The 22333-nt window shown below is 44.7% G+C and carries 20 protein-coding genes; 13 read left to right on the top strand and 7 right to left on the bottom strand.

What is annotated here, in order from left to right; genetic code table 11:
* Positions 1 to 30 precede the first annotated feature (30 nt).
* From tatA to tatC, 3 genes are all read left to right on the top strand, one after another.
* The gene (gene tatA, locus APB76_RS04240; RefSeq protein ID WP_054963170.1) at positions 31 to 291 is read left to right on the top strand and encodes a Sec-independent protein translocase subunit TatA; all 261 of its coding nucleotides are present in this window, start codon (positions 31 to 33) and stop codon (positions 289 to 291) included.
* Between the two features lie 3 nt (positions 292 to 294).
* Positions 295 to 726: a Sec-independent protein translocase protein TatB gene (gene tatB / locus APB76_RS04235; RefSeq protein WP_049846355.1), complete on the top strand. Its 432-nt coding sequence runs from the start codon at positions 295 to 297 to the stop codon at positions 724 to 726.
* Between the two features lie 64 nt (positions 727 to 790).
* Positions 791 to 1540, top strand: coding sequence for a twin-arginine translocase subunit TatC (tatC, locus tag APB76_RS04230; RefSeq protein WP_049846356.1), 750 nt, complete (start codon positions 791 to 793; stop codon positions 1538 to 1540).
* 116 nt (positions 1541 to 1656) lie between these two features.
* Here tatC and APB76_RS04225 read toward each other — a convergent pair whose 3' ends face one another.
* Complete coding sequence (locus APB76_RS04225; RefSeq protein ID WP_054963169.1) at positions 1657 to 2418, bottom strand: TatD family hydrolase; 762 nt, start codon at positions 2416 to 2418, stop codon at positions 1657 to 1659.
* A 147-nt stretch (positions 2419 to 2565) separates the two neighbouring features.
* Between APB76_RS04225 and hemB the strand changes: the two genes are divergently transcribed.
* The 4 genes from hemB to APB76_RS23550 all read left to right on the top strand — a co-directional run bounded on the left by hemB (position 2566) and on the right by APB76_RS23550 (position 7777).
* Complete coding sequence (hemB, locus tag APB76_RS04220) at positions 2566 to 3615, top strand: porphobilinogen synthase (protein ID WP_054963168.1); 1050 nt, start codon at positions 2566 to 2568, stop codon at positions 3613 to 3615.
* A gap of 65 nt (positions 3616 to 3680) precedes the next feature.
* Positions 3681 to 4136: a GNAT family N-acetyltransferase gene (locus tag APB76_RS04215; protein ID WP_054963167.1), complete on the top strand. Its 456-nt coding sequence runs from the start codon at positions 3681 to 3683 to the stop codon at positions 4134 to 4136.
* Between the two features lie 607 nt (positions 4137 to 4743).
* The gene (gene polA / locus APB76_RS04210; protein ID WP_054963166.1) at positions 4744 to 7536 is read left to right on the top strand and encodes a DNA polymerase I; all 2793 of its coding nucleotides are present in this window, start codon (positions 4744 to 4746) and stop codon (positions 7534 to 7536) included.
* A 193-nt stretch (positions 7537 to 7729) separates the two neighbouring features.
* Positions 7730 to 7777 carry a hypothetical protein gene (locus APB76_RS23550; protein WP_438356636.1) on the top strand — a complete coding sequence of 16 codons (48 nt, stop codon included), beginning with the start codon at positions 7730 to 7732 and terminating at the stop codon, positions 7775 to 7777.
* Positions 7778 to 8276: 499 nt separating this feature from the next.
* Here the strand turns inward: APB76_RS23550 and yihA are convergent, their stop codons facing one another.
* Positions 8277 to 8942: a ribosome biogenesis GTP-binding protein YihA/YsxC gene (yihA, locus tag APB76_RS04205; protein ID WP_049846361.1), complete on the bottom strand. Its 666-nt coding sequence runs from the start codon at positions 8940 to 8942 to the stop codon at positions 8277 to 8279.
* A 156-nt stretch (positions 8943 to 9098) separates the two neighbouring features.
* On the opposite strand from yihA, the gene APB76_RS04200 reads away from it, so the two are divergent.
* The 5 genes from APB76_RS04200 to hemN all read left to right on the top strand — a co-directional run bounded on the left by APB76_RS04200 (position 9099) and on the right by hemN (position 13715).
* The gene (locus APB76_RS04200; RefSeq protein ID WP_049846362.1) at positions 9099 to 9716 is read left to right on the top strand and encodes a c-type cytochrome; all 618 of its coding nucleotides are present in this window, start codon (positions 9099 to 9101) and stop codon (positions 9714 to 9716) included.
* 726 nt (positions 9717 to 10442) lie between these two features.
* Positions 10443 to 11081: a class I SAM-dependent methyltransferase gene (locus tag APB76_RS04195; RefSeq protein ID WP_049846416.1), complete on the top strand. Its 639-nt coding sequence runs from the start codon at positions 10443 to 10445 to the stop codon at positions 11079 to 11081.
* Positions 11081 to 11644: a Der GTPase-activating protein YihI gene (yihI, locus tag APB76_RS04190; protein WP_054963165.1), complete on the top strand. Its 564-nt coding sequence runs from the start codon at positions 11081 to 11083 to the stop codon at positions 11642 to 11644. Before APB76_RS04195 ends, yihI begins: the two co-directional genes overlap by 1 nt.
* A 9-nt stretch (positions 11645 to 11653) precedes the next feature.
* Complete coding sequence (locus APB76_RS04185) at positions 11654 to 12142, top strand: DUF2489 domain-containing protein (protein ID WP_054963164.1); 489 nt, start codon at positions 11654 to 11656, stop codon at positions 12140 to 12142.
* 184 nt (positions 12143 to 12326) lie between these two features.
* Entirely contained in the window at positions 12327 to 13715 is a 1389-nt protein-coding gene (hemN, locus tag APB76_RS04180; protein ID WP_049846365.1) for an oxygen-independent coproporphyrinogen III oxidase, read from the top strand.
* 214 nt (positions 13716 to 13929) lie between these two features.
* Here hemN and ilvY read toward each other — a convergent pair whose 3' ends face one another.
* Entirely contained in the window at positions 13930 to 14820 is an 891-nt protein-coding gene (gene ilvY, locus APB76_RS04175; protein WP_054963163.1) for an HTH-type transcriptional activator IlvY, read from the bottom strand.
* A 145-nt stretch (positions 14821 to 14965) separates the two neighbouring features.
* Between ilvY and ilvC the strand changes: the two genes are divergently transcribed.
* Positions 14966 to 16450: a ketol-acid reductoisomerase gene (ilvC, locus tag APB76_RS04170; protein ID WP_054963162.1), complete on the top strand. Its 1485-nt coding sequence runs from the start codon at positions 14966 to 14968 to the stop codon at positions 16448 to 16450.
* A gap of 485 nt (positions 16451 to 16935) precedes the next feature.
* Here ilvC and ubiK read toward each other — a convergent pair whose 3' ends face one another.
* The 4 genes from ubiK to APB76_RS04150 form a co-directional block, all read right to left on the bottom strand.
* Positions 16936 to 17187, bottom strand: coding sequence for a ubiquinone biosynthesis accessory factor UbiK (gene ubiK / locus APB76_RS04165; protein WP_054963161.1), 252 nt, complete (start codon positions 17185 to 17187; stop codon positions 16936 to 16938).
* Between the two features lie 191 nt (positions 17188 to 17378).
* Positions 17379 to 20513 carry a multidrug efflux RND transporter permease subunit gene (locus tag APB76_RS04160; RefSeq protein ID WP_054963160.1) on the bottom strand — a complete coding sequence of 1045 codons (3135 nt, stop codon included), beginning with the start codon at positions 20511 to 20513 and terminating at the stop codon, positions 17379 to 17381.
* 11 nt (positions 20514 to 20524) lie between these two features.
* Complete coding sequence (locus APB76_RS04155) at positions 20525 to 21628, bottom strand: efflux RND transporter periplasmic adaptor subunit (protein ID WP_054963159.1); 1104 nt, start codon at positions 21626 to 21628, stop codon at positions 20525 to 20527.
* A gap of 18 nt (positions 21629 to 21646) precedes the next feature.
* Positions 21647 to 22213 carry a TetR/AcrR family transcriptional regulator gene (locus tag APB76_RS04150; RefSeq protein ID WP_054963158.1) on the bottom strand — a complete coding sequence of 189 codons (567 nt, stop codon included), beginning with the start codon at positions 22211 to 22213 and terminating at the stop codon, positions 21647 to 21649.
* Positions 22214 to 22333 lie beyond the last annotated feature (120 nt).

Raw genomic sequence — 22333 nt, 5'->3', positions numbered from 1 at the left:
TTTTGTTTAATAAGACCCGAGGTAAAAAGAATGGGTGGTATTAGTATTTGGCAACTTTTGATTATTGCTGTCATCGTGGTTCTACTATTTGGTACTAAGAAGCTACGTGGTATCGGTGGCGACCTAGGCGGTGCAGTAAAAGGCTTTAAGAAAGCAATGAGCGAAGATGAGTCCGACAAAGATAAGAAAGACGCAGACTTTGAGCAGAAAGCCGTTGATCAGCAAAAGAGCGTAGAGCAGCAGAAAACAGACGCGACGGCTGAAACTAAGAAAGACAAAGAGCAGGCGTAGATCGTGTTTGATATCGGTTTTTGGGAACTGGTATTAATATCTGTCGTTGGGCTGGTGGTTCTTGGGCCTGAGCGTTTGCCTCATGCCATTCGTAGTGTTTCCAAGTTTGTTGGTGCGGCGAAAAACATGGCAAACAGTGTGAAAGATGAACTTTCACATGAGCTTAAGGTTCAAGAGCTACAAGAAAACTTGCGCAAAGCCGAGCAGATGGGAATGGAAGATTTATCTCCAGAGCTCAAGTCTTCGGTGGAGCAATTAAAGCAAGCTGCGCAAGATGTTCAACGCCCATACGCGAGCAAAAGCGAATCAGCGACGAACATTGCTGAAGCGGCCAACGAAACCGTTGAGCCTGCTCAGAACGCCAATGACTCAGTAGGGGCGGTTGAGAGTCTAAACACTCAATCAGCGCCACAGGCAGATAAAAAAGCCGAATAGTCTCGCATACAGGAGGAGCTGCTATGGAGTAGCTCCTTTTCGATCTTTATGAGTAGAGGTTTCCATGTCTTCTGTTGAGCAGACACAACCTTTGATCAGCCATTTACTAGAGCTGAGAAATCGCCTGCTACGAGCAATTGTAGCGGTATTGGTGGTTTTCATCGGGCTGATCTATTTTGCCAATGACATCTATGAGTTTGTCTCAGCACCTTTGGTAGAGCGTCTACCTGAAGGGGCAACCATGATTGCTACCGATGTGGCATCTCCTTTCTTTACGCCACTAAAGTTGACTTTAATCGCGTCTATTTTTGTCGCGGTTCCGTTTATTCTTTATCAGGTGTGGGCGTTTGTTGCTCCTGGCTTATACAAACATGAACGTCGTTTAATCATGCCACTAATGTTCTCTAGCTCGTTGCTGTTCTACTGCGGTGTTGCTTTTGCTTATTTTGTGGTATTTCCGTTAGTGTTTGGCTTCTTTACTGCTATTTCACTCGGTGGAGTAGAGTTTGCGACGGATATTTCTAGCTATCTCGATTTTGTCTTGGCGTTATTCCTAGCATTTGGTATTGCCTTTGAAGTGCCTGTAGCCATTATCTTGCTTTGCTGGACTGGTGCCACTGATCCTAAAAGCTTAAGTCAGAAGCGTCCGTATATTATTGTTGGTGCCTTTGTGGTCGGGATGATGCTGACGCCGCCAGATATGATCTCGCAAACACTACTGGCGATTCCTATGTGCCTACTGTTTGAGGTTGGTTTGTTCTTTGCGCGCTTTTATGTGCGTAAAGGTGACAGTGAGGACCAAGTGGAAGAGTAATCCACTTAGAACGCGATACATCAAGGGGTTGATAGTTAACTATCAACCCCTTTCTATTTTCTGGAGAGCTGGAGAGCTGGAGAGCTGGAGAGCTGGAGAGCTGGAGAGCTGGAGAGCTAAAGACTAAACAGCGTTTTGGCATTGTGAGTGGTGAGGCTATCCACTTGTTCGACACTGATTTCTCTTAGGTCAGCGACGCGTTGAGCAACAAGTGAGGTATACGCAGGTTCATTGCGTTTACCACGATGCGGAACAGGAGCGAGATAAGGGCAGTCAGTTTCTAAGATAACGTAATCCATATCTAGATGTGGAATCACTTTATCCATGCCACCATTTTTAAACGTCGAAACGCCACCAAGCCCAAGGTGAAAGCCGAGATCATTGATCGCTTTGGCTTCTTCAACACTGCCACCAAAACAGTGGAATACACCGCTTAAAGAACCATCTTGCTCTTGACGAAGTAATGTGAGGGTCTCTTCTATTGAGTCGCGTGTATGAATGACCACTGGCAGCTTCATCTCTTTTGCCCAATTGAGCTGAGTAATAAACGCCATCTCTTGTTCGGATTTAAAGGTTTTGTCCCAATAGAGATCAATACCAATTTCACCGACGGCAATAAAGTTGTGCTTATCAAACCAAGAATGAATGATGTCTAGGCTCTGTTTAACATCGGCGTTGACGTAACAAGGGTGCAATCCCATCATCGAGCGGCAAACGTCTGGGTACTCGGCCTCGGTGCGCAACATCGGCTCGATAGAGTCTAAATCAATGTTTGGCAGTAGTATCTTATCAATGCCTTGTGCCAACGCACGCTGGACGACTTGGTCGCGATCAGTATCAAATTCAGTGGCGTAAATATGTGCGTGGGTATCAATCATTGCTTATCTCACTCTCTATCAGAGCTGAGAGTATACGGCAGTGTGAGCATTTGGTCATTTTTTGCATTTTTCTCGACTCTCTCTGGTGTCGTCGGCTTGGAGTGATATTATGCAATTCAAGCACTTTCACCACACAAGGAGAATAGAGTGTCAGTTTCGATTCAAGGTCAATTCCCTGGCCGTCGTATGCGCCGCCTGCGCAAGCATGACTTTAGCCGCCGCTTGATGGCTGAAAACCAATTGTCTGTTAACGATCTGATTTATCCAATGTTTATTCTTATGGGTAAAGATCGCCGCGAAACCGTGGAGTCAATGCCGGGTATCGAACGTTTGTCGATTGATCTAATGCTAGAAGAGGCGCAGTACTTAGCTCAGTTAGGTGTTCCTGCGATCGCTCTATTCCCTGTGGTCAACCAAGATGCCAAAAGCCTATGTGCTGCTGAAGCTTACAACCCTGAAGGATTAGTGCAGCGTGCGGTTCGTTCTCTGAAAGAGCATGTTCCAGAAATCGGCGTGATCACGGATGTCGCGCTTGACCCATTCACTACTCATGGTCAAGACGGCATCATTGATGAAGAAGGTTACGTGCTAAACGATGAGACAACCAAAGTCTTAGTTAAACAGGCTCTATCTCATGCAGAAGCCGGCGCCGATGTCGTTGCCCCTTCAGACATGATGGATGGACGTATTGGTGAGATTCGTAAAGCGCTTGAGCAAGCAGGCCACATCAATACCCAGATCATGGCTTATTCTGCCAAATACGCTTCTTGTTACTATGGACCTTTCCGCGATGCGGTCGGTAGTGCAAGCAACCTTAAGGGTGGCAATAAGAAAAACTACCAAATGGATCCTGCTAATAGCGATGAAGCGATTCATGAAGTGGCGATGGACGTGAATGAAGGCGCTGACATGGTCATGGTTAAGCCTGGTATGCCTTATCTTGATATTGTTCGCCGCGTTAAATCTGAACTTGAAGTACCAACCTTTGCTTATCAAGTCTCTGGTGAGTATGCGATGCACAAAGCGGCATTTGCCAATGGTTGGTTAAAAGAGCGTGATACCGTGATGGAATCTCTACTGTGCTTTAAGCGAGCAGGGGCGGATGGCATCCTCACCTATTTTGCTAAAGATGTCGCTGAGTGGCTAGCGGAAGAAAATGCGCAAGCGGCGACGTTCTTAAAAGACGACCAAGCGTAGCGCAAATTAAGCAAAAAATATCAAAGGCTGGCGTTTGTCAGCCTTTTTTAGTTTGGAGAGTAGTAGTGAGTATTGAATATCGCCTAGGTACATTGGAAGAGTGTGTTCAGGTCGTTGAGCAGATCGCGGAATTTGCCCATAAAGAGACCGTTGAGAGCTTGTCTGCACGTTTAGAAGGAAAGCAGCGCTTTTTGATTCAGGTGGCGCAACAAGGTGACGACATCCTAGGGTTCAAGATTGGTTACCAGATCGACGAAACGACGTTCTACAGCTGGTTTGGTGGCGTGTCTTGTTTAGCGAGAAACAAAGGGGTGGCGCAAAAATTACTAGATATTCAGGAGCAATGGGTAACAGAGCAGGGCTATAAACAGCTTAAAGTGAAATCACGTAACCAATTTCCTGCCATGCTCAGACTGCTGATTAAAAATGGCTATCTTATTGAAAATTATGAACAAAGAGGACTATTGTTAGAGAGCCGAATTCATTTTGTAAAGCAATTGGGCGAGTGTCATAAAAATTAAATGAGATTTTTTCTCATTTAGGTGTTGACGCATTAAATGAGAATGGTTATTATTTGTCTCGTCTTAGGGAATGAGAGAAGTTCACAAGGACGTTGAGTTACCAGATTCACAATTGGAGACGGTGATGACACTGAACTTAATCGAACTTGCACGAGTTCTTTTTGACACGACATTGCTCACATTGCTTCCAGTGTAATTTATAGCTTTATGGCAAAGCACCTCATTCACCTGAATTGCTTTGACCCCTTTTTGCTAGGCGACATCGAAAGATGTCGCTTTTTTTATGCCTGCTATTTCGCTTCGAACAAAAGGACACCAGTAGTCTTTTCCACAACGCAAGATCATTTTAGGATCGATCTTCAAACGATCGATCTGATAATTTGTTTTTTATTTACAATGGCTTGAGGTCTGTTTTGAGTTTTTTGCGCACTGTTTTATATCCTGTGGGTAAATAATATAAACAGAGTTATCCACAAGAAGGTGAGTGAGGTGATAAAGGAATAACCAAATGTGTGAGTAGAGTTCAAAGAGTTAAAATGGATTCGCTGAACCAGTCATGGCATCCTAAGCAGATCTTTTTTGCATTTTCTTTGGATACGTAAAGACTATGGCCAACATTCCTGATAATCCGTTGATTTTAATTGACGGTTCTTCTTATTTATACCGCGCATTCCACGCTTATCCAGAAACGATGAGTAATGGCGAAATTCCAACCAATGCCGTTTATGGTGTGGTCAACATGCTGCGTAGCATGATGCGTCAGTTCTCTTCAGATCGTATAGCGGTTGTCTTTGATGCAAAAGGAAAAACCTTCCGTGATGATATGTATCCAGAGTACAAGGCAAATCGTCCTCCAATGCCCGATGATCTGCGCTGTCAGATTGAGCCTTTGCACAACGTGATCCGCGCGATGGGTTTGCCATTGATCTGTACTCCGGGCGTAGAAGCCGATGATGTTATTGGTACGCTGGCTTACCAAGCATCCCAAGCTGGTATGCCTGTGTTAATCAGTACCGGTGATAAAGATATGGCGCAATTAGTAGATGACAATGTTACCTTGATCAACACCATGACCAATGTGGTGATGGATCGTGAAGGTGTGGTTGAGAAGTTTGGTATTCCACCTGAATTGATCATCGACTACCTTGCCTTGATGGGGGATAAGGTCGATAACATTCCTGGTGTGCCGGGTGTTGGTGATAAAACCGCGACGGCTTTGCTGCAAGGTATTGGCGGCATTAACAAACTGTATGAAAGCCTCGGCGATATCGCTCCATTAGGTTTCCGCGGTTCGAAAACCATGGCGAAAAAGCTACTAGACAATGAAGAAAATGCACGTCTGTCTTATGACCTTGCGACGATCAAACTGGATGTAGAGTTAGAAGATACGCCTGAGTCTCTGCTTAAAACTGAGCCTAACAAAGATGAGTTGATCAAACTGTATGGTCAGTTGGTGTTTAAATCTTGGCTAAACGAACTTCTTGATGGTGGCACCGGTGTGGTTGAGGCTGATGAGAAGTCGGGTGCTCGGAGCGCTGCCTCTTCTGATTCTGCAGCAGATATCGACACATCGGCAGTGACTATCGACCGTAGTCAGTATGAAACCATCCTAGATGAGTCTTCATTCAATGCTTGGCTAGAGAAGCTAAAAGCAGCCGAGGTGTTTGCTTTCGATACGGAAACCGATAGCTTGGATTACATGGTTGCTAACCTTGTTGGTCTATCATTTGCGACCGAAGAAGGTGTTGCAGCGTATGTGCCTGTTGCCCACGATTACCTAGATGCACCTGCGCAGCTAGAGCGTGATTGGGTTCTGGCGCAACTAAAACAAATCTTAGAAGATGATGCTCACGCGAAGGTGGGTCAGAACCTTAAGTACGATGCGAGCGTGTTAGCGCGTTACGGCATTGAGATGAAAGGCATTAAGCATGACACCATGTTAGCGTCTTACGTTTATAACAGTGTTGGTGGCAAACATGATATGGACAGCTTGGCGCTGCGTTTCCTTCAGCACAGTTGTATTTCTTTCGAGCAAATTGCCGGTAAAGGTAAAAAACAACTGACGTTCAATCAAATCGAGCTCGATCAAGCATCGCCTTACGCGGCAGAAGATGCTGATGTTACGCTACGCCTTCATAACCGACTTATGACTAACATTGAGCAGGATGAGAAGCTGAAAGATATCTACCAAGATATTGAGGTTCCTCTGGTGCCTGTGCTTTCTCGTATTGAACGTACTGGGGTTCTGATTGATGACATGAAGTTATCTGCTCAGTCGCAAGAGATAGCTCAACGTCTTGATGAATTAGAACAGAAAGCATTTGAGATTGCTGAGCAGGAATTCAACATGAATTCGCCAAAGCAGCTTCAAGTAATTCTGTTCGAGAAGATGGGTTTGCCGGTGACCAAGAAGACACCTTCAGGTACGCCTTCGACTAACGAAGAAGTGCTACAAGAGCTGGCATTGGATTACCCATTACCTAAGCTGATTCTCGAGTACCGTGGTTTGGCCAAGCTAAAGTCGACTTATACCGACAAGCTGCCGAAGATGATTAACCCAGAAACAGGGCGTGTGCATACCTCTTATCATCAAGCGGTAACCGCAACCGGTCGTCTTTCTTCTACCGATCCTAACTTACAGAATATTCCAATCCGTAATGAAGAAGGTCGCCGCATCCGTCAGGCATTTATTGCACCGCACGGCTATAAGATCATGGCGGTCGATTACTCGCAAATTGAGCTGCGTATCATGGCGCACTTGTCGGGTGATAAAGCGCTGTTAGAAGCGTTCCAGCAAGGGAAAGATATCCATGCAGCCACTGCTGCAGAGATCATGGGTACGACTATTGAACAAGTCAGCTCAGAACAACGTCGCCGCGCGAAAGCAGTTAACTTCGGCCTTATCTACGGTATGAGTGCGTTTGGTTTAGCTAAGCAGCTCGGTATTCCTCGTGGGGAAGCACAAGACTACATGAACAAGTATTTCGAGCGTTACCCTGGTGTGATGCAGTATATGGAAGATACTCGCAGTGCGGCTGCAGAGCAGGGTTATGTTGAAACTATCTTTGGTCGCCGTTTGCACCTTCCTGAGATCAAGTCACGTAATGGTATGCGTCGTAAAGCAGCAGAACGAGCAGCGATCAACGCGCCAATGCAAGGAACAGCCGCCGACATTATCAAGAAAGCTATGCTATTAGTTGATGAGTGGATTCAAGCTGAAGGTGATGGACGCGTTAAACTGCTAATGCAAGTTCATGATGAATTGGTATTTGAAGTACAAGAGTCAGCTTTAGCCGAAATTGAAAGTAAAGTACAACAATTGATGGAATCCGCAGTACAGCTTGATGTCCCTTTGGTCGCAGATGCTGGTCATGGAGATAACTGGGATCAGGCGCACTAAGCAAAAAATCGCCTAAAATGTCACTTTTGCATGAGCCAGCGCACAAACGTTGGCTTTTTTTTGGTTCTAAAAAAGTTAAATGGATTTGAGCCCAAATGTTGCTTAACAAAATTTTAATGAAAAAAACTTACAAAAATAGTTTTCATTTCTGACCAATTGTTGTACATTAATCTGCGTAGGGTACAGAGGTAAGATGTTCTATCTTTCAGACCTTTTGTTTCACGTTATTGGATTAGGCTGATTCAGCCGCCCCAGTCAGCTTTTGACTGGGGCGTTTTTTATTGTGCTAAAGAAAAATCCATAAATATCAATACGATACCTATGAAAGCCAACAACCTTCTAATTTAATCCTAATTTGCGTTGAAAAGTCCTGATTAACATTAGTTCAATTAGGTTGAATGTAATTTACCGAAAGTTTGTAAATTAATACCAGTCACAGTTTGGTTATTTTGGCTGGGAAACTAAAGCGGCTAGATAGCAATAAAATAGACTTTTTGTAGACTAATTACGTTTACTTTCAAGTGTTTATTTTTTTATGGAGAGGCGTGCATAGCAAATTATACCGCCTTTCAGCATATTGATTTAAGTACCGAGATACATAATCCTAAACGTATAATAACTAATAACGACTATTTCTCTCCCGTTGCCCCGCCAGGATGGTGGGGCTTTTATTTTTCTAGGCAGACAAAAAAGCCCTGCTTGTTAGGGCAGGGCTAATCAATAAAGTCGCTGTTGAATAGTTACTCTTGTTCGTTATCGAGATTTTCTTCTTCGATGATTTCTTCGACAACCGATTCAGTGAGCGCTGGAGCAAACCACTGATCGAGTTTGCTGCGTAGTGTGTCGACTCCAAGTCCCTTCAGTGAAGAAAACGCTGCGACACTGACATCACCGCCAAAACCAACTGCATCTTTCTTGATCTTCAAAACTTGGGCTTTGCGTGCTCCGCTCTTCAGTTTGTCTGCTTTCGTCAGTAGTACTTGAACTGGAATACCACTGTCCACCGCCCAAAAGATAAGCTGTTGATCGAGATCTTTCATTGGATGACGGATATCCATTAATACGACTAAGCCTTTTAGACATTGGCGCTTTTGCAAGTACTCACCTAAAGACTTTTGCCACTTTTTCTTCATTTCTAGGGGGACTTGAGCAAAGCCATAACCTGGTAAATCGACGATATGACAACCATCGGTAACCTTAAAAAGGTTAATGAGTTGTGTACGACCAGGTGTTTTACTGGTTTTTGCAAGGCTGCGTTGGTTCGTTAGGCGGTTTAAAGAACTAGACTTACCCGCATTGGAGCGTCCTGCAAACGCAACTTCGATACCTTCATCTTCTGGCAAGTGACGAATATCAGGTGCACTCGTGATGAAATGGGTGTTTTGATAATGAATTTTTACGCTCACTGTTAACTCCATCTCGACTTTGTGTAGTCGATTGATTACTTTTTTGTGAAATTGTGTAAAATAACCGTGCTCGGCATAAGGTCGCCTATTGTACCATGAAAAGGTCAACACGCCCTGCAAGTGGTACCGGAAGCTTGATAATTATAATGGAATGTCATGAAGAAATTAGCGCTAATCTTGAGTCTTTTAGCCAGCTGCTCCGTGTGGGCCCAAGGTAACATTGAAGCTGGTAAAGCAAAATCCCAAACCTGTGTTGCCTGCCATGGTGCTGATGGCAACAGTCAACTCGCTATGTACCCGAAAATTGCAGGTCAGCATGCTAAGTATATTGAAAAGCAGCTGAAAGAGTTCAAGTTGGGTATGACTAGTAATGGTAAGCAAGGTCGTATGGATCCTGTGATGAGTGGTATGGCTATGCCACTATCTGAGGAAGATATGAAAGACCTGGCGGCTTATTACGCATCTCTACCTATTTCTCACAATACTACACCAGAGAATGTGGTCGATACGGGTAAAGTACTTTATACCTCTGGTGATGCCGAGCGTGGACTAACAGCATGTATTGCCTGTCATGGCCCCCGTGGTGATGGTACAGAGCTGTCTGGCTTCCCGAAAATTTCTGGCCAGCATGCTGACTACATCAAAGCTCAGCTAGTAAAATTCCGTGATGGTTCTCGTGGAAACGATATGAACGAGATGATGCGTGATATCGCGAAAAAACTCACGGATGAAGATATCGATACTCTTTCTAAATATGTTGGTGGCCTACACTAAGCCCTACTTATTCGTTCGAGCATAAAGTTGTAATGAAAAAGCCCAAGCAGTTTGCTTGGGCTTTTTCGTTTGAGAACGATCACATTCTCTCTATGGTTGGGGTGAGTGATCTTTCCTTATCTCTTGTAAGAGATCGTCCATACTTGGTTGTGTAAATTGCCTCTGCTATTTTGTAACTTATTGAAAAATAGGGCTGTGAAAATTTGGTCATAAAAAAGTGAGTTTTTTTGCTCTCAATGGATTGTTCAATTTTACCAAGTAGCTAAAGTGTACTCATCGGCAGGGTGCTGATAACGGAATTAAGACTAGGAAGTCTCCACGGACGCAAGTAATGGAAACTTGGTAGTTATAGAAAGGATACAGGGTAGGTAGGAAACCTACTTGATAGGGATGGTCGACTTGTCTAATGGTTTAAGACAGTGAAACGGATCAGGCTAAGGACTAGCCCAGGCATCAGGAAGTTAATGGAAGGCCAAAATTCACCAGGATGGTGGCAAACAACACTTTTGGCAGGGAAAGCACTAAAAACAAATGGAATATTGGTGCACTGAAATCAGTGCAACACAGTTTGGCCGCAAGGCATTTAGAAAGCGATAGGTAACTCTATCGCTTTTTTTATTGCTATTTTTTATGAAGTGATGATTATTTGCACAATAGTGCTCCACTCTAACGCCAGTTTCTGGTATGTTTCGCATCCCGTTTGAGGATATGTTAAACGCACCCAATATGCATAGTTGCCCCCTTTGTCAAAGCTTGGAGACTCAGCGCTACTACCAAGACAAACGTCGAGAGTATTTACAGTGCCTGCAATGTGAGCTTGTGTTTGTTAATCCAGATCAGCGATTGGATGCAAAACAAGAGAAAGCCCACTACGATTTGCATGAGAATGACCCAAATGATCAAGGGTATCGACGCTTTTTATCTCGGGTGGTTGACCCCATATTAGAGCGTATTGAACCAAACTCTCATGGGTTAGATTTTGGTTGTGGACCTGGTCCAACATTGTCATTGATGTTGCAAGAGCAAGGACACACCATGAAATTATACGATATCTATTATCACCCTGAAGTTTCGGTGTTAGAAAAATCGTATGACTTTATAACTGCCACAGAGGTGATAGAGCACCTCTATGAACCGAATAAGGTGTGGCAGCAATGGTTGAATTTAGTTAAGCCAGGTGGCTGGATTGGTCTTATGACCAAGATGGTCATTGATGTTGAAGCGTTTGCCTCATGGCATTATAAAAACGATCAGACCCATGTGGTGTTCTTTAGTCGTAAAACGTTTCACTATTTGGCAGAGCGGGATCAGCTCAAGCTTGAATTTATTGGTAATGATGTAATTTTACTGAGGAAAGCCCAGTAATGAGCCGTAGTAAGAAAGCAAGATCCGGTGGCAATAGCGACGTTATCGTTGTTCGCAACCGCACTCAATCAGACGTTGAAGGACGTCTACGTAAGAAAGACAAAAAGCGCAAAGGTCTGAAGACTGGTGGTCGTCACTCTGAAGCAAAAGATCAGAAGCAACAGACGGCAGGCCAAAAGCGTGATCCGCGTTTAGGCAGCAAAAAGAAGATCCCTCTAGTGGCTGAAGCAGTGAAGAAGTCAACTAAGGCTGAGCGCCGTATCAATGCAGAGAAAGAGCTAGCGATGCTAGAAAGTGATGCGCAACTTAACGTATTGCTTGATCGTCTTGATAATGGCGATAACTTAGGCGATGGTTTGCAGAAATACGTAGATGAGAAACTAGCGCGTATCGAAGCACTAATGAAACAGCTAGGTATCTACGAAGAAGAGCCTGAAGAAGAACTTGAAGAGCAAGTTGTCGAGCAACCAGTAGCAAAGAAAAAACCGAGCAAGAAAGCTGATTCAGATGATGAGCTACTCTCTCAATTCGAAGACTTAGACTTGAACCAATTTAAAGGATAATCGAGCCTCATGAATGTAACCTTGTTAGCCATTTTAGGTGGAGCCATTATTCTCGGCCTAGCATCATACGCAGGTTACCTTCTGCTCCAGCTCAAGAAGCAAAAGGAATTGCAATTGCAGCACCAAAAGCTGGCAATTGAAAAGCGCAATGCCAATATCTTTGAAAGCGTCAATGTTCTTTGCTTAGCGGGTATCCAAGAGCAGTGTGACTTGTCGGAAATTAGCATCCGCCTCTACAACATCATGGATTATGTCCAAGGTGAAGAGCGTGTTGATTTTGAAAAGGAGTTTCCGGCGACTTCAGAGCTGTTCCATATTGTCAAAGATATGGCTCGTGGTGAAGAGCGTCAAACGCTAGCGAAAAAAGAGCGCATGAAGCAAAACCTTGAGCGCCATAAAGCAGAGTCTCGCCTTCAGGAAGCCATCGTTGAAGAGCTGAAACGCCTGCAGAAAAAGGTTCAACCTCTCAACAATCAGATCAACATCCAAATGGTCTAGATTGGTTTTATAGCTCCTTCGACTACCCTTTAGAGGGAGTGATCGAGTTATCAATTCTGAGTATTGCTACTCAAAAAGCAGCCTGTCCCACAACCAGTGATATCGAGGTGTGGCAAAATAGCCTGCTAACAATAATGGCTCGTGTAGCCAAACGAAGCATTATAGCCCAAACGGAAATACCATCATGTCGCAGCATGTCGTCGCAAGCCAGCAAATAGTCTGGGATCAAGCCATCCTGGATAAATACAACTATTCGGGTCCTCGGTATACCTCATACCCAACCGCTTTGGAGTTTCATGAAGCATTCACGGTAGCGGACTACGATATGGCGTGCACTCAGTACCCAGACAGACCGCTTTCTCTTTATATCCATATCCCTTTCTGCCACAAGCTTTGTTACTACTGTGGCTGCAATAAGGTTATTACACGTCATGCCCATAAGGCTGATGAGTACTTGGATGTATTAGAGCTAGAGGTTCGTACTCGAGCGGCATTGCTTCAAGGGCGTAAAGTGACACAGCTGCATTTCGGTGGCGGTACGCCGACATTCCTGACCAAGGCACAAATAAGCCGAGTGATGAATATTCTGCGTGATGAGTTTAATTTCGAAGGTGACGCTGAAATTAGTATCGAAGTTGACCCGCGCGAAATCGAACTCGATGTGCTCGACCACTTGCGAAGTGAAGGATTTAATCGCCTAAGTATTGGTGTGCAAGACTTCAATAAAGAAGTTCAAAAGCTGGTTAACCGTGAGCAGGATGAAGAATTCATCTTTGCGATGGTTGAGCGTGCCAAACAACTTGGCTTCCGTTCGACTAACTTAGATCTGATCTACGGCTTGCCGAAACAGACTCAAGCACGTTTTGCCGAAACCTTAGCTCAGGTTTTACAAATGCAGCCAGGCCGCTTGTCTATCTTTAACTATGCGCACATGCCACAGCTATTTGCAGCGCAGCGCAAGATTAAAGATGAAGACCTACCCGTAGCAGAAGAGAAGATGGCGATCCTGCAAGATACTATCTCGACACTGACTGGTGCAGGGTATCAGTTTATCGGTATGGATCACTTTGCTCAGCCAGATGATGAGCTTGCGGTTGCTCAGCGTAATGGTGTGCTTCACCGAAACTTCCAAGGTTACACCACTCAAGGCGAAGCGGACTTAGTGGGCTTCGGTGTGTCAGCGATCTCTATGATTGGCGATGCTTACGCGCAAAACCAAAAAGAGCTGAAGAAGTACTACGCGCAAGTGAACGACCTGCGTCATGCTCTATGGAAGGGGGTAGCCCTTGATAGTGATGACTTACTTCGTCGTGAAGTTATTAAACAGCTTATCTGTAACTTTAAACTTGATAAGACCATGATTGAGTCTGAGTTTAAGGTGACTTTTAATGACTACTTTAAAGAAGACTTGCAGCTACTACAGACGTTTATCAATGATGAACTGGTGGAAGTGGATGACAAAGAAATTCGCGTCACACTGCGTGGTCGCCTACTGATCCGTAACATCTGCATGTGTTTCGATAAGTATTTAAGGGCTAAGGCGCGTCAGCAGCAGTTTTCCCGAGTCATTTAAGTTTTCGTCATATTTGAAGCCACAGCGTCGTTGTCTTCACAACCTCCCCGGAGCGCCGGCCGTCCCAATCACATCGCGGACTATGCTCATGGGAATAAGGTTATTCGACGCCTAGCTGTGACTCCAACTATCTAGAAAACTACTTTAAATGCAAAAGCCACCGTTATTCTTTCGATCTGAAAAAGCGGTGGCTTTGTTGTATCTGCGTTTATAGTTAGGGCGCGATATAGGTATCGTGAGCCATTTCCCACAGTGCTTTGACCAGTGGGTTATCAAGCTGCGAGCGTTTGCAGCACACGCCGAGTTTAAAGGGTTTTATTGAAGCGACTTTTAAGCGCTCGATTTTTTCTTTAACTGGGCTATTATTGATCACCACATCTGGGGCGATTCCCACGCCGCAGCCAAGTGCAACCATACTGACAATCGCTTCGTGACCTGACACTTGCGCGTAGATATTAGGCTTAATCTTCATCGCCTTGAACCAAGCATTGGCACGGTCTCGGGCGGTACCTGATTCAGGAACAATAAACGGAATTGTTGACCAATCCGGCTTCTCTTTTTGCAGCTCCATGGCAAAATTACTTACCCCGATGGGGGCAATTACAGAGAGAGGAATTTCACTAATCGTTTCAAACTCGATTCGAGCGGGCAGTTGCTCGGGTTGGGCAGAAATCGCGATATCCGCTTCATCACTCAGCACCTTGTTAATTGCCTGAGCTGGGTCTCCAGTTGAAAGCTTAAACTCAATAAAAGGGTGTTGAAGTCTAAATTCAGACAGTAGTTCGGGTAGATGGCTGTAGCTGGCCGTTACCGAGCAAAAGAGACGAATTTCACCTTTCAGTTCTTCTTCATGGCCCTTGAGTTGGGCGTTGTAGTTTTGCCACTCACCAAGAATGTTCAATGCTACAGGCAGAAGTTTCTTTGCTGCTGGGGTAAGTTCAACGCTGCGATTGTCTCGCACAAACAGTGCCTGACCAGTATCGCTTTCGAGTTTTTGTATTTGTCGACTCAGTGCTGATGGGCTGATATGCATCGCTGAAGCTGTCTTAGCGAAGCTCTTACTATCACACAGATGAATGAACAACTGTAGACACTTAATGTTCATGAAATGGTCACATCCTTGTTGCATTAATTGCAATTACTAATTGTGAATATATCACTTTAAGCAATTAAATACCTGTTTTAGTATGAACTCATTCGGTACAAAATCGACCGACCTCAACGGAAAAATTCTATAAAGGAGCGCCCTGATGGCTAACTATTTCAACACTTTAAACCTACGTGAGCAGCTAGACCAACTAGGTCGTTGTCGTTTCATGGACCGCAGCGAATTCGTAACAGAAGCGGACTACCTGAAAGGTAAGAAAGTCGTTATCGTTGGTTGTGGTGCTCAGGGCCTAAACCAAGGTCTAAACATGCGTGATTCTGGCTTAAACGTAGCGTACGCATTACGTCAGGCAGCGATTGACGAGCAGCGTCAGTCATACAAGAACGCAAAAGAGAACGGTTTTGAAGTAGCAAGCTACGAAACGCTAATCCCTGAAGCTGATCTAGTCATCAACCTTACTCCAGACAAGCAGCACACTAACGTTGTAGAAACGGTAATGCCGCTAATGAAGCAAGGCGCTGCACTAGGTTACTCACACGGCTTCAACGTGGTTGAAGAAGGCATGCAAATCCGTAAAGACTTAACAGTTGTTATGGTTGCACCTAAATGTCCAGGTACTGAAGTCCGTGAAGAGTACAAGCGTGGTTTCGGTGTACCGACACTGATCGCTGTTCACCCAGAAAACGACCCTAAAGGCGAAGGCTGGGACATCGCGAAAGCATGGGCAGCAGGTACAGGTGGTCACCGCGCAGGTTGTTTAGAGTCTTCATTCGTTGCAGAAGTTAAATCTGACCTAATGGGTGAGCAAACTATCCTATGTGGCATGCTACAAGCAGGTTCAATCGTATCTTACGAGAAGATGATCGCTGACGGCATCGACCCAAGCTACGCAGGTAAGCTACTTCAGTATGGTTGGGAAACTATCACAGAAGCACTGAAATTCGGTGGCATCACGCACATGATGGATCGTCTATCAAACCCAGCGAAAATCAAAGCATTCGAGCTGTCTGAAGAGCTAAAAGAGTTAATGCGTCCGCTTTACAACAAGCACATGGATGACATTATCACTGGTGAGTTCTCTCGCACTATGATGGCTGACTGGGCTAACGATGACGCAAACCTACTAGGCTGGCGTGAAGAGACAGGCGAAACTGCATTTGAAAATTACCCAGCAGGCGACGTTGAAATCTCTGAGCAAGAGTACTTCGATAACGGTATCCTACTAGTAGCAATGGTTCGTGCAGGTGTTGAACTAGCATTCGAAGCAATGACAGCATCAGGCATCATCGATGAGTCAGCGTACTACGAGTCACTACACGAGCTACCGCTAATCGCAAACACAGTAGCACGTAAGCGTCTATACGAAATGAACGTAGTAATCTCAGACACAGCAGAATACGGTAACTACCTATTCGCTAACGTAGCAACGCCGCTACTGCGTGAGAAGTTCATGCCTTCAGTAGGTACTGATGTAATCGGTAAAGGCCTAGGTGAAACATCTAACCAAGTAGATAACGCAACGCTAATCGCAGTAAACGATACTATCCGTAACCACCCAGTTGAGTACATTGGTGAAGAGCTACGTGGGTATATGACAGATATGAAGAACATCGCGGTAGGCGGCTAATCTTCTTCGCTAAGGAGCTTAATTTCTTTGTCGGTAATACTCATTTGCTCGCGCAAACTCCGTGTTACCTCCGCGAACTTAAGCTCTTAGCTGTGAATATTAAATTACTGCGACATTCACTAACCTAGGTTGGTAAAGAACTCCAGGCAGACTGGGGTGATAAATACAAAATTAAACACAACATTCTAATTAAAAGGCTTGGTCTCCGTTGACCAAGCCTTTTTGTTTTTGGGCAGAGTTTTATACCCTTCGAGAGATAAACCGTCATTCCATAGACTGACGAAGGAAGGAGTAGGGAATCTCTAACGGTTCTTCGCTCACTGTATGAGAGCCCCAACTCTCTCGTTTTTGGCTCTTTAGGATGACAGTAATAAAAAACAAAGAGTTGTAACAGTCTACCCCCCTCTATCTTCCTCCCAAAGCATTCGCATACAAAAAGGGCCGACGTTTTCACGTCAGCCCCTAGGGTTATCTCGCTTTTCAGCTTACTTATCCGCCAGCTTCTGTTCTAAATCTGCTAGTTTCTTTTCCATCTCTGTTAGCTTTTGACGAGTGCGCAGTAGGACTTGAGTCTGAACATCAAACTCTTCGCGGCTGACTACGTCTAATTTGTTTAGTTGGCCTTGAATTACTTGGCGAACTTTTTGGTCAACGTCTGCACCCAGCTCTTTTACTGGTGTTGGCATTGAGTCATGAATTTGTTTAGCGATTTGCTCTAGTTTCTTTGGGTCAAACATGGTGACTAAAACTCCTTTCTATTTGTGCTCATTCTATGTAATTGATACATGAAAGTCGCTACTTCGATAGCAAAAATTCGAAGCTGTTGTACCAATCAGAATAAATAGTTAATCAGCTACTGAGCCGGATAGGTACTCAAGTGGCAGGTATAAAAAAGGCCACCGAAGTGGCCTTTAACAGGAGTTACAGATTACTTGTTCTCTGCTAGCTCACGCTGAGCGGCTTTCGCTTCATCAACACGTGCTAGCTTTTCCAAGTCTTTATCTTCGACAAACACAGGTAGAGGCTTATGTTTTTCAGCTAGGTAGCTGTAAATCACAGGCAGTACGAATAGTGTAAAGATAGTACCAATTGCTAGACCAGCAACGATTACGATACCGATACTAAAGCGCTGAGCTGCACCTGCACCAGTTGCGTACATCAGCGGGATAAGACCAGCAATCATCGCGGCTGTTGTCATCAGGATAGGGCGAAGACGAACTTTTGCCGCTTCCATTACCGCTTCAGTCTTGCCTAGCTTGTTATGTAGCTGCTCTTCTTTTGCTACTTCACAGATCAAGATACCGTGTTTGGTGATAAGACCAACCAGAGTAATCAGACCTACCTGAGAGTAGATGTTCATTGAGGTTAAGCCCCATGGTACCCCCCAAGCTAAAGCGACAAGAGCGCCACATATAGCCAATGGCACAGATACCATGATAACCAGTGGATCTTTCAATGACTCGAACTGAATTGCCAATACCAAGAAGATGATCGCCAGTGCCAAGCCGAACGTTGCGTATAGCGCGCTACCTTCAGTTACGTACTGACGGGATTCGCCCATGTAGTCATGGTTGTAACCGCTTGGCAGTTTGCTTGCTGCAATGTTTTCAAACCAAGCGATCGCATCTCCCATAGCTATTCCCGGTGTTGGTACTGCACCAATAGTGGCTGAGTTTAGCTGGTTGAAGTGAGGCAGTGAGCGAGGCTCTGCTACGACATCAATGGTAATTAAGCTACCAAGCGGTACTGCTTTACCATCAGCCGCTTTTACATAGTAGTTGTTCATCGACTCTGGATTTAGGCGCCACTTACGCTCTACCTGAGGGATCACTTCGTACGAACGACCACTTAAATCGATTCGATTGACGTAACCATCTGCCATCATGGTACTTAGTGTAATACCGATATCTTGCATGGTTACACCATAAGCTCCTGCTTTATCTTTGTCGATGCTGATTTTCATCGTCGCAGAGTCATAATTCAAATCAAGGTCTGAGTATACAAACTGTGGACTAGACTGCACCTCTGCAAGAATATCTGTCGTTACTGCAAACAGACTTTCAAATGCATTTGGTGTGGTGATAACGAACTGGATTGGCAGACCTGAACCTGCCCCCGGAAGTTCTGGCATCTGGAATGCAGTGACTGCCATACCTGGAACATCACTGACTAGTCCTTTTACACGGTTTGCCACTTCAGACTGACTAGCTTCTCGCTCACTCCAAGGCACCATAGAGGCAATACCAAATGCTTGGTTTGAGTTTGGCACACCAGTAAACACCTGCGCATAGGCTACTTCTGGCTGGTCAGACAGGATCTTGTTGACGTCATTCATGGTGTTTTGCATGAAGTCCAAGTTTGCGTTTGATGGTGCGGTCCCCAGTAGCATGATTACGCCTTTATCTTCCGATGGTGCCAGCTCACTTGGAATGAACTTGAATAATAGCGGTAAGGTAGAGCAAACAATCAAGGCGAACACTATAACGACAGGTCTGTTTTGCATTACTGCACCAAGAACTTTCGCATATCGTTCGGTCATGCCATCAAGAACACTATGTACTTTTTGCTCGAATTTACTTGGTTGTGCATTTGCTTTTAGCATTTTCGAACACATCATAGGCGAAAGAGTCAGTGCCACAATACCTGATACAAATACCGAACCTGCGAGGGTTAAGGCGAACTCTTTAAATAGCGCACCAGTGATACCACCCATCAGTGCAATTGGTGCATATACCGCACCCAGCGTTAGTGTCATCGCGATAACAGGAACTGCGATTTCTCGAGTACCGATAATCGCCGCGCGGAACGGGGACTCACCCAGTTTGATGTGACGGTCGACGTTTTCTAGTACCACGATCGCATCATCAACTACTAGGCCGATGGCCAGTACCATTGCCAGTAGCGTCATAAGATTCCATGAGAAGCCCATCGCTTGCATTACCATTGCCACACCAATCAGTGACAGTGGGATAGTAACGATTGGGATGATTACCGCACGGAATGAACCTAGGAATAGGGTAATAACCACCAGTACGATCAGTGCTGCTTCAACAATCGTTTTGACTACTTCGTTAATCGACTCGTTGATTGCTATCGTTGAGTCGTACATCACGTTCATCTTGATGGTGCTTGGCAGGTTTCTCTCTAGCTGAGGTAGCAAATCAAGTACATCGGCTGCAATATTGATTGGGTTGGCGCTCGGCGCTGCATTGATAGCCGCAACGACTGCTTCCTGACCGTTGGCACTTGCGCGGTAAATGTCATGGCTCTTCTCAAGTGATACTTTGGCAATATCACTTAAACGAGTGACGTTACCTTCGTCAGTATTAACGACTAGATTAGACAGCTCTTCTACATTAGATACCTGAGTATCTGCGCTGCCGTTATAAAGTACGAACTCTCCCACTGCCTGACCAGTTGCTGACTGGTAGTTGTTGGCATTAAGCACATTCATTACGTCGGTTGCGGTTAAGCCTAACGCGGCCATTTTGGCAGGATCTAGCCAAATACGCAGTGCGTATTTCATACCACCGTAGAGATCAACTTTAGATACACCGTTAACAGTGAATAGCTGTGGGTTGATGACACGTTCTAGGTAATCGGTAATTTGGCTTGATGATAGCTCATCACTGGTGAAGCCAATGTAGAGCACTGCTGTCGTAGAACCTGTCGACATGGTTACGGTCGGGTCTTCTGCTTCTTTGGGAAGTTGAGAGCGAACCGAGTTTGTCTTGGCCAGAATGTCAGACAGCGCCGCATTTGGATCGGTATTTAACTTCATATTGACGGTAATTGTTGAACTACCAAGAACAGAAGATGAAGTCATATAATCGATATTATCAGCCTGTGCGACGGCTTGCTCCAGTGGCTGGGTAATAAAGCCTTGGATCAAATCGGCACTGGCACCGTAGTAACTGGTACTAACCGTTACTACTGTATTCGTCATTTCAGGGTATTCACGAACCTGCATCTTGAACACCGCTTGGAGACCAAGCAGGGCGATCAAGAAACTGATCGATACCGCCAAAACTGGACGTTTAATAAAAACATCAGTAAAGCGCATGAGGCCTCCAATTACAGCATTGGTGTTTCAGCTGGTGGAGTAGTTGCATCGCTTTCTACTACACGAACTTTAGCGTCGTTACTTAAACGAACCTGACCAGAAGTCACCACAACATCACCTGCTTTAACACCGTCAAGGATGTGAGCGATATCTTTAGTACGTTCGCCAACTTTAACCACTTGTTGCTTAACGCGCTTCTCACCATTCTCTTCGCTAATGATGTACACGTTGTCACCGTATAGAGTGAAAGTGATTGCCGTTTGAGGCAGCGTTACTTGGTTCTCTAGTTTAGGTAGGATGATATTTGCACGTGCAAACATACCGCTACGCAACTTACCGTCACTGTTCGGGATATCGGCTTGTACCTGAATCAGACCACTTTGAATATTAACCGCTGGCTCGATTGCAGAGATAGAACCTTTAAATGGTTTCTCTGGGTAAGCATCAACAAAGATATCGACTTCCTGATCAAGCGAGATGCGCGAGATATCAGTTTGTGGCACAGTGAAGCGCAGGCGCATGACGCTAGTATCTTCTAAGCGCACAATGTCCGTGCCTGATTGCAGGTATTGGCCTAGGTATACATTACGAATACCAACTACGCCTGCGAATGGTGCTTTTATTTCACGGCGGTCAATGGATGCTTTCAGGCTTTCAATATCTGCTTGAAGAGAAAAATAATCGGCTTCGGCTTGATCATACTTTTCTTTTGAAACAGAACCTTTTTTGTACAGACCCTGGTAGCGCTTGTACTTGGCCTCGGCAGCAGGAAGTTTAGCTTGCGAGCTTTTTAGGTTTGCTTTTTCTACGTCAGAATCAAGCATTACTAAAGGCTGTCCTTCTTCAACCTGAGTTCCCGATTCGAAAGCAATCTTGTCGATCACGCCGCTTGTTTCATTGGCAACAGTCACACCTTGGTTTGGCTCGATGAAACCGATCGCTTCAATGACAGGTATCCAGTCAACTGTCTCTACCTTAGTTGTTGTTACAGGAAAAGATTGCTCAGGCATATTTGCAAACTTTTTCATTTTTTGTTGCATATCATAGACTCGATATCCAAATACACTACCAAATAGTACGACGACAATTGATAGCATTAAAATCCACTTTTTCATTCTTATTAGAACTCCAAATTAGTGTTTTATAATCGCATCCCAACTTGCTTCGATCGCTGCGTCAATGGCGTCTTGATCAAGTTGGTAATATCCGAGAGATTGCTTACGTGCCAGAGTGACACTGACTTCTAAACTAAGTGCAGCCAGCACTGGGTTTTCTAGGGGTTTAAATATCCCTTGTTCTCGCCCTTCAGTGAAGAGTTGATCCACTTTGCTAAACATCTTGCGTTCGATCTCTTTGGTCTCATGGCTTCGGACGCAAGGTAAAGAGTCGTACTGAGCACGATTCTTTAAGTTGCCGATGTTTGACCCCGAGAGATCGAAAATGTTTAACCACATTTTGCGAAATCGTTCTCTTAACGGCATAAAGTCTTCAACACCATCCTGAATGACTTCAGCATTGCGTTGGATGACCGCTAGTCGAACTTGTTGCAGTAAATCTTCTTTATCAGAGAAGTAGCGATATATCGTTCCTGCTGCGACCCCAGCTTCCTTGGCCAACTTATGCATCGAGAGACCTTGAAAGCCTGATTCTGCAATCAGTTTTTCTGCGGCATCTATGATCTGTTGTCTTTTATCTACCATAAAACGAGAACCAGACAATCTACATATAGTAGGTTGGTGAATGAACGTTCATTCATTATAGCCCAAGAAGTCATCAAATATGCAACAAACTATCGAATGATTTATGAAAAAAGTTGTTAT

The organism is Vibrio bivalvicida, assembly GCF_001399455.2.
In the GTDB taxonomy this organism is placed as follows: domain Bacteria; phylum Pseudomonadota; class Gammaproteobacteria; order Enterobacterales; family Vibrionaceae; genus Vibrio; species Vibrio bivalvicida.
The sequence above is the reverse complement of the archived record's forward strand: the minus strand, read 5'-3'. Positions and strand labels throughout refer to the sequence as shown.

Bases quoted from the DNA above. Each gene is read 5' to 3' on its own strand.
- tatA (WP_054963170.1), top strand. From the start codon at position 31: ATGGGTGGTATTAGTATTTGGCAACTTTTGATTATTGCTGTCATCGTG.
- tatC (WP_049846356.1), top strand. From the start codon at position 791: ATGTCTTCTGTTGAGCAGACACAACCTTTGATCAGCCATTTACTAGAG.
- APB76_RS04225 (WP_054963169.1), bottom strand. From the start codon at position 2,418: ATGATTGATACCCACGCACATATTTACGCCACTGAATTTGATACTGAT.
- polA (WP_054963166.1), top strand. From the start codon at position 4,744: ATGGCCAACATTCCTGATAATCCGTTGATTTTAATTGACGGTTCTTCT.
- APB76_RS04200 (WP_049846362.1), top strand. From the start codon at position 9,099: ATGAAGAAATTAGCGCTAATCTTGAGTCTTTTAGCCAGCTGCTCCGTG.
- APB76_RS04195 (WP_049846416.1), top strand. From the start codon at position 10,443: ATGCATAGTTGCCCCCTTTGTCAAAGCTTGGAGACTCAGCGCTACTAC.
- yihI (WP_054963165.1), top strand. From the start codon at position 11,081: ATGAGCCGTAGTAAGAAAGCAAGATCCGGTGGCAATAGCGACGTTATC.
- APB76_RS04185 (WP_054963164.1), top strand. From the start codon at position 11,654: ATGAATGTAACCTTGTTAGCCATTTTAGGTGGAGCCATTATTCTCGGC.
- hemN (WP_049846365.1), top strand. From the start codon at position 12,327: ATGTCGCAGCATGTCGTCGCAAGCCAGCAAATAGTCTGGGATCAAGCC.
- ilvY (WP_054963163.1), bottom strand. From the start codon at position 14,820: ATGAACATTAAGTGTCTACAGTTGTTCATTCATCTGTGTGATAGTAAG.
- ilvC (WP_054963162.1), top strand. From the start codon at position 14,966: ATGGCTAACTATTTCAACACTTTAAACCTACGTGAGCAGCTAGACCAA.
- ubiK (WP_054963161.1), bottom strand. From the start codon at position 17,187: ATGTTTGACCCAAAGAAACTAGAGCAAATCGCTAAACAAATTCATGAC.
- APB76_RS04160 (WP_054963160.1), bottom strand. From the start codon at position 20,513: ATGCGCTTTACTGATGTTTTTATTAAACGTCCAGTTTTGGCGGTATCG.
- APB76_RS04155 (WP_054963159.1), bottom strand. From the start codon at position 21,628: ATGAAAAAGTGGATTTTAATGCTATCAATTGTCGTCGTACTATTTGGT.
- APB76_RS04150 (WP_054963158.1), bottom strand. From the start codon at position 22,213: ATGGTAGATAAAAGACAACAGATCATAGATGCCGCAGAAAAACTGATT.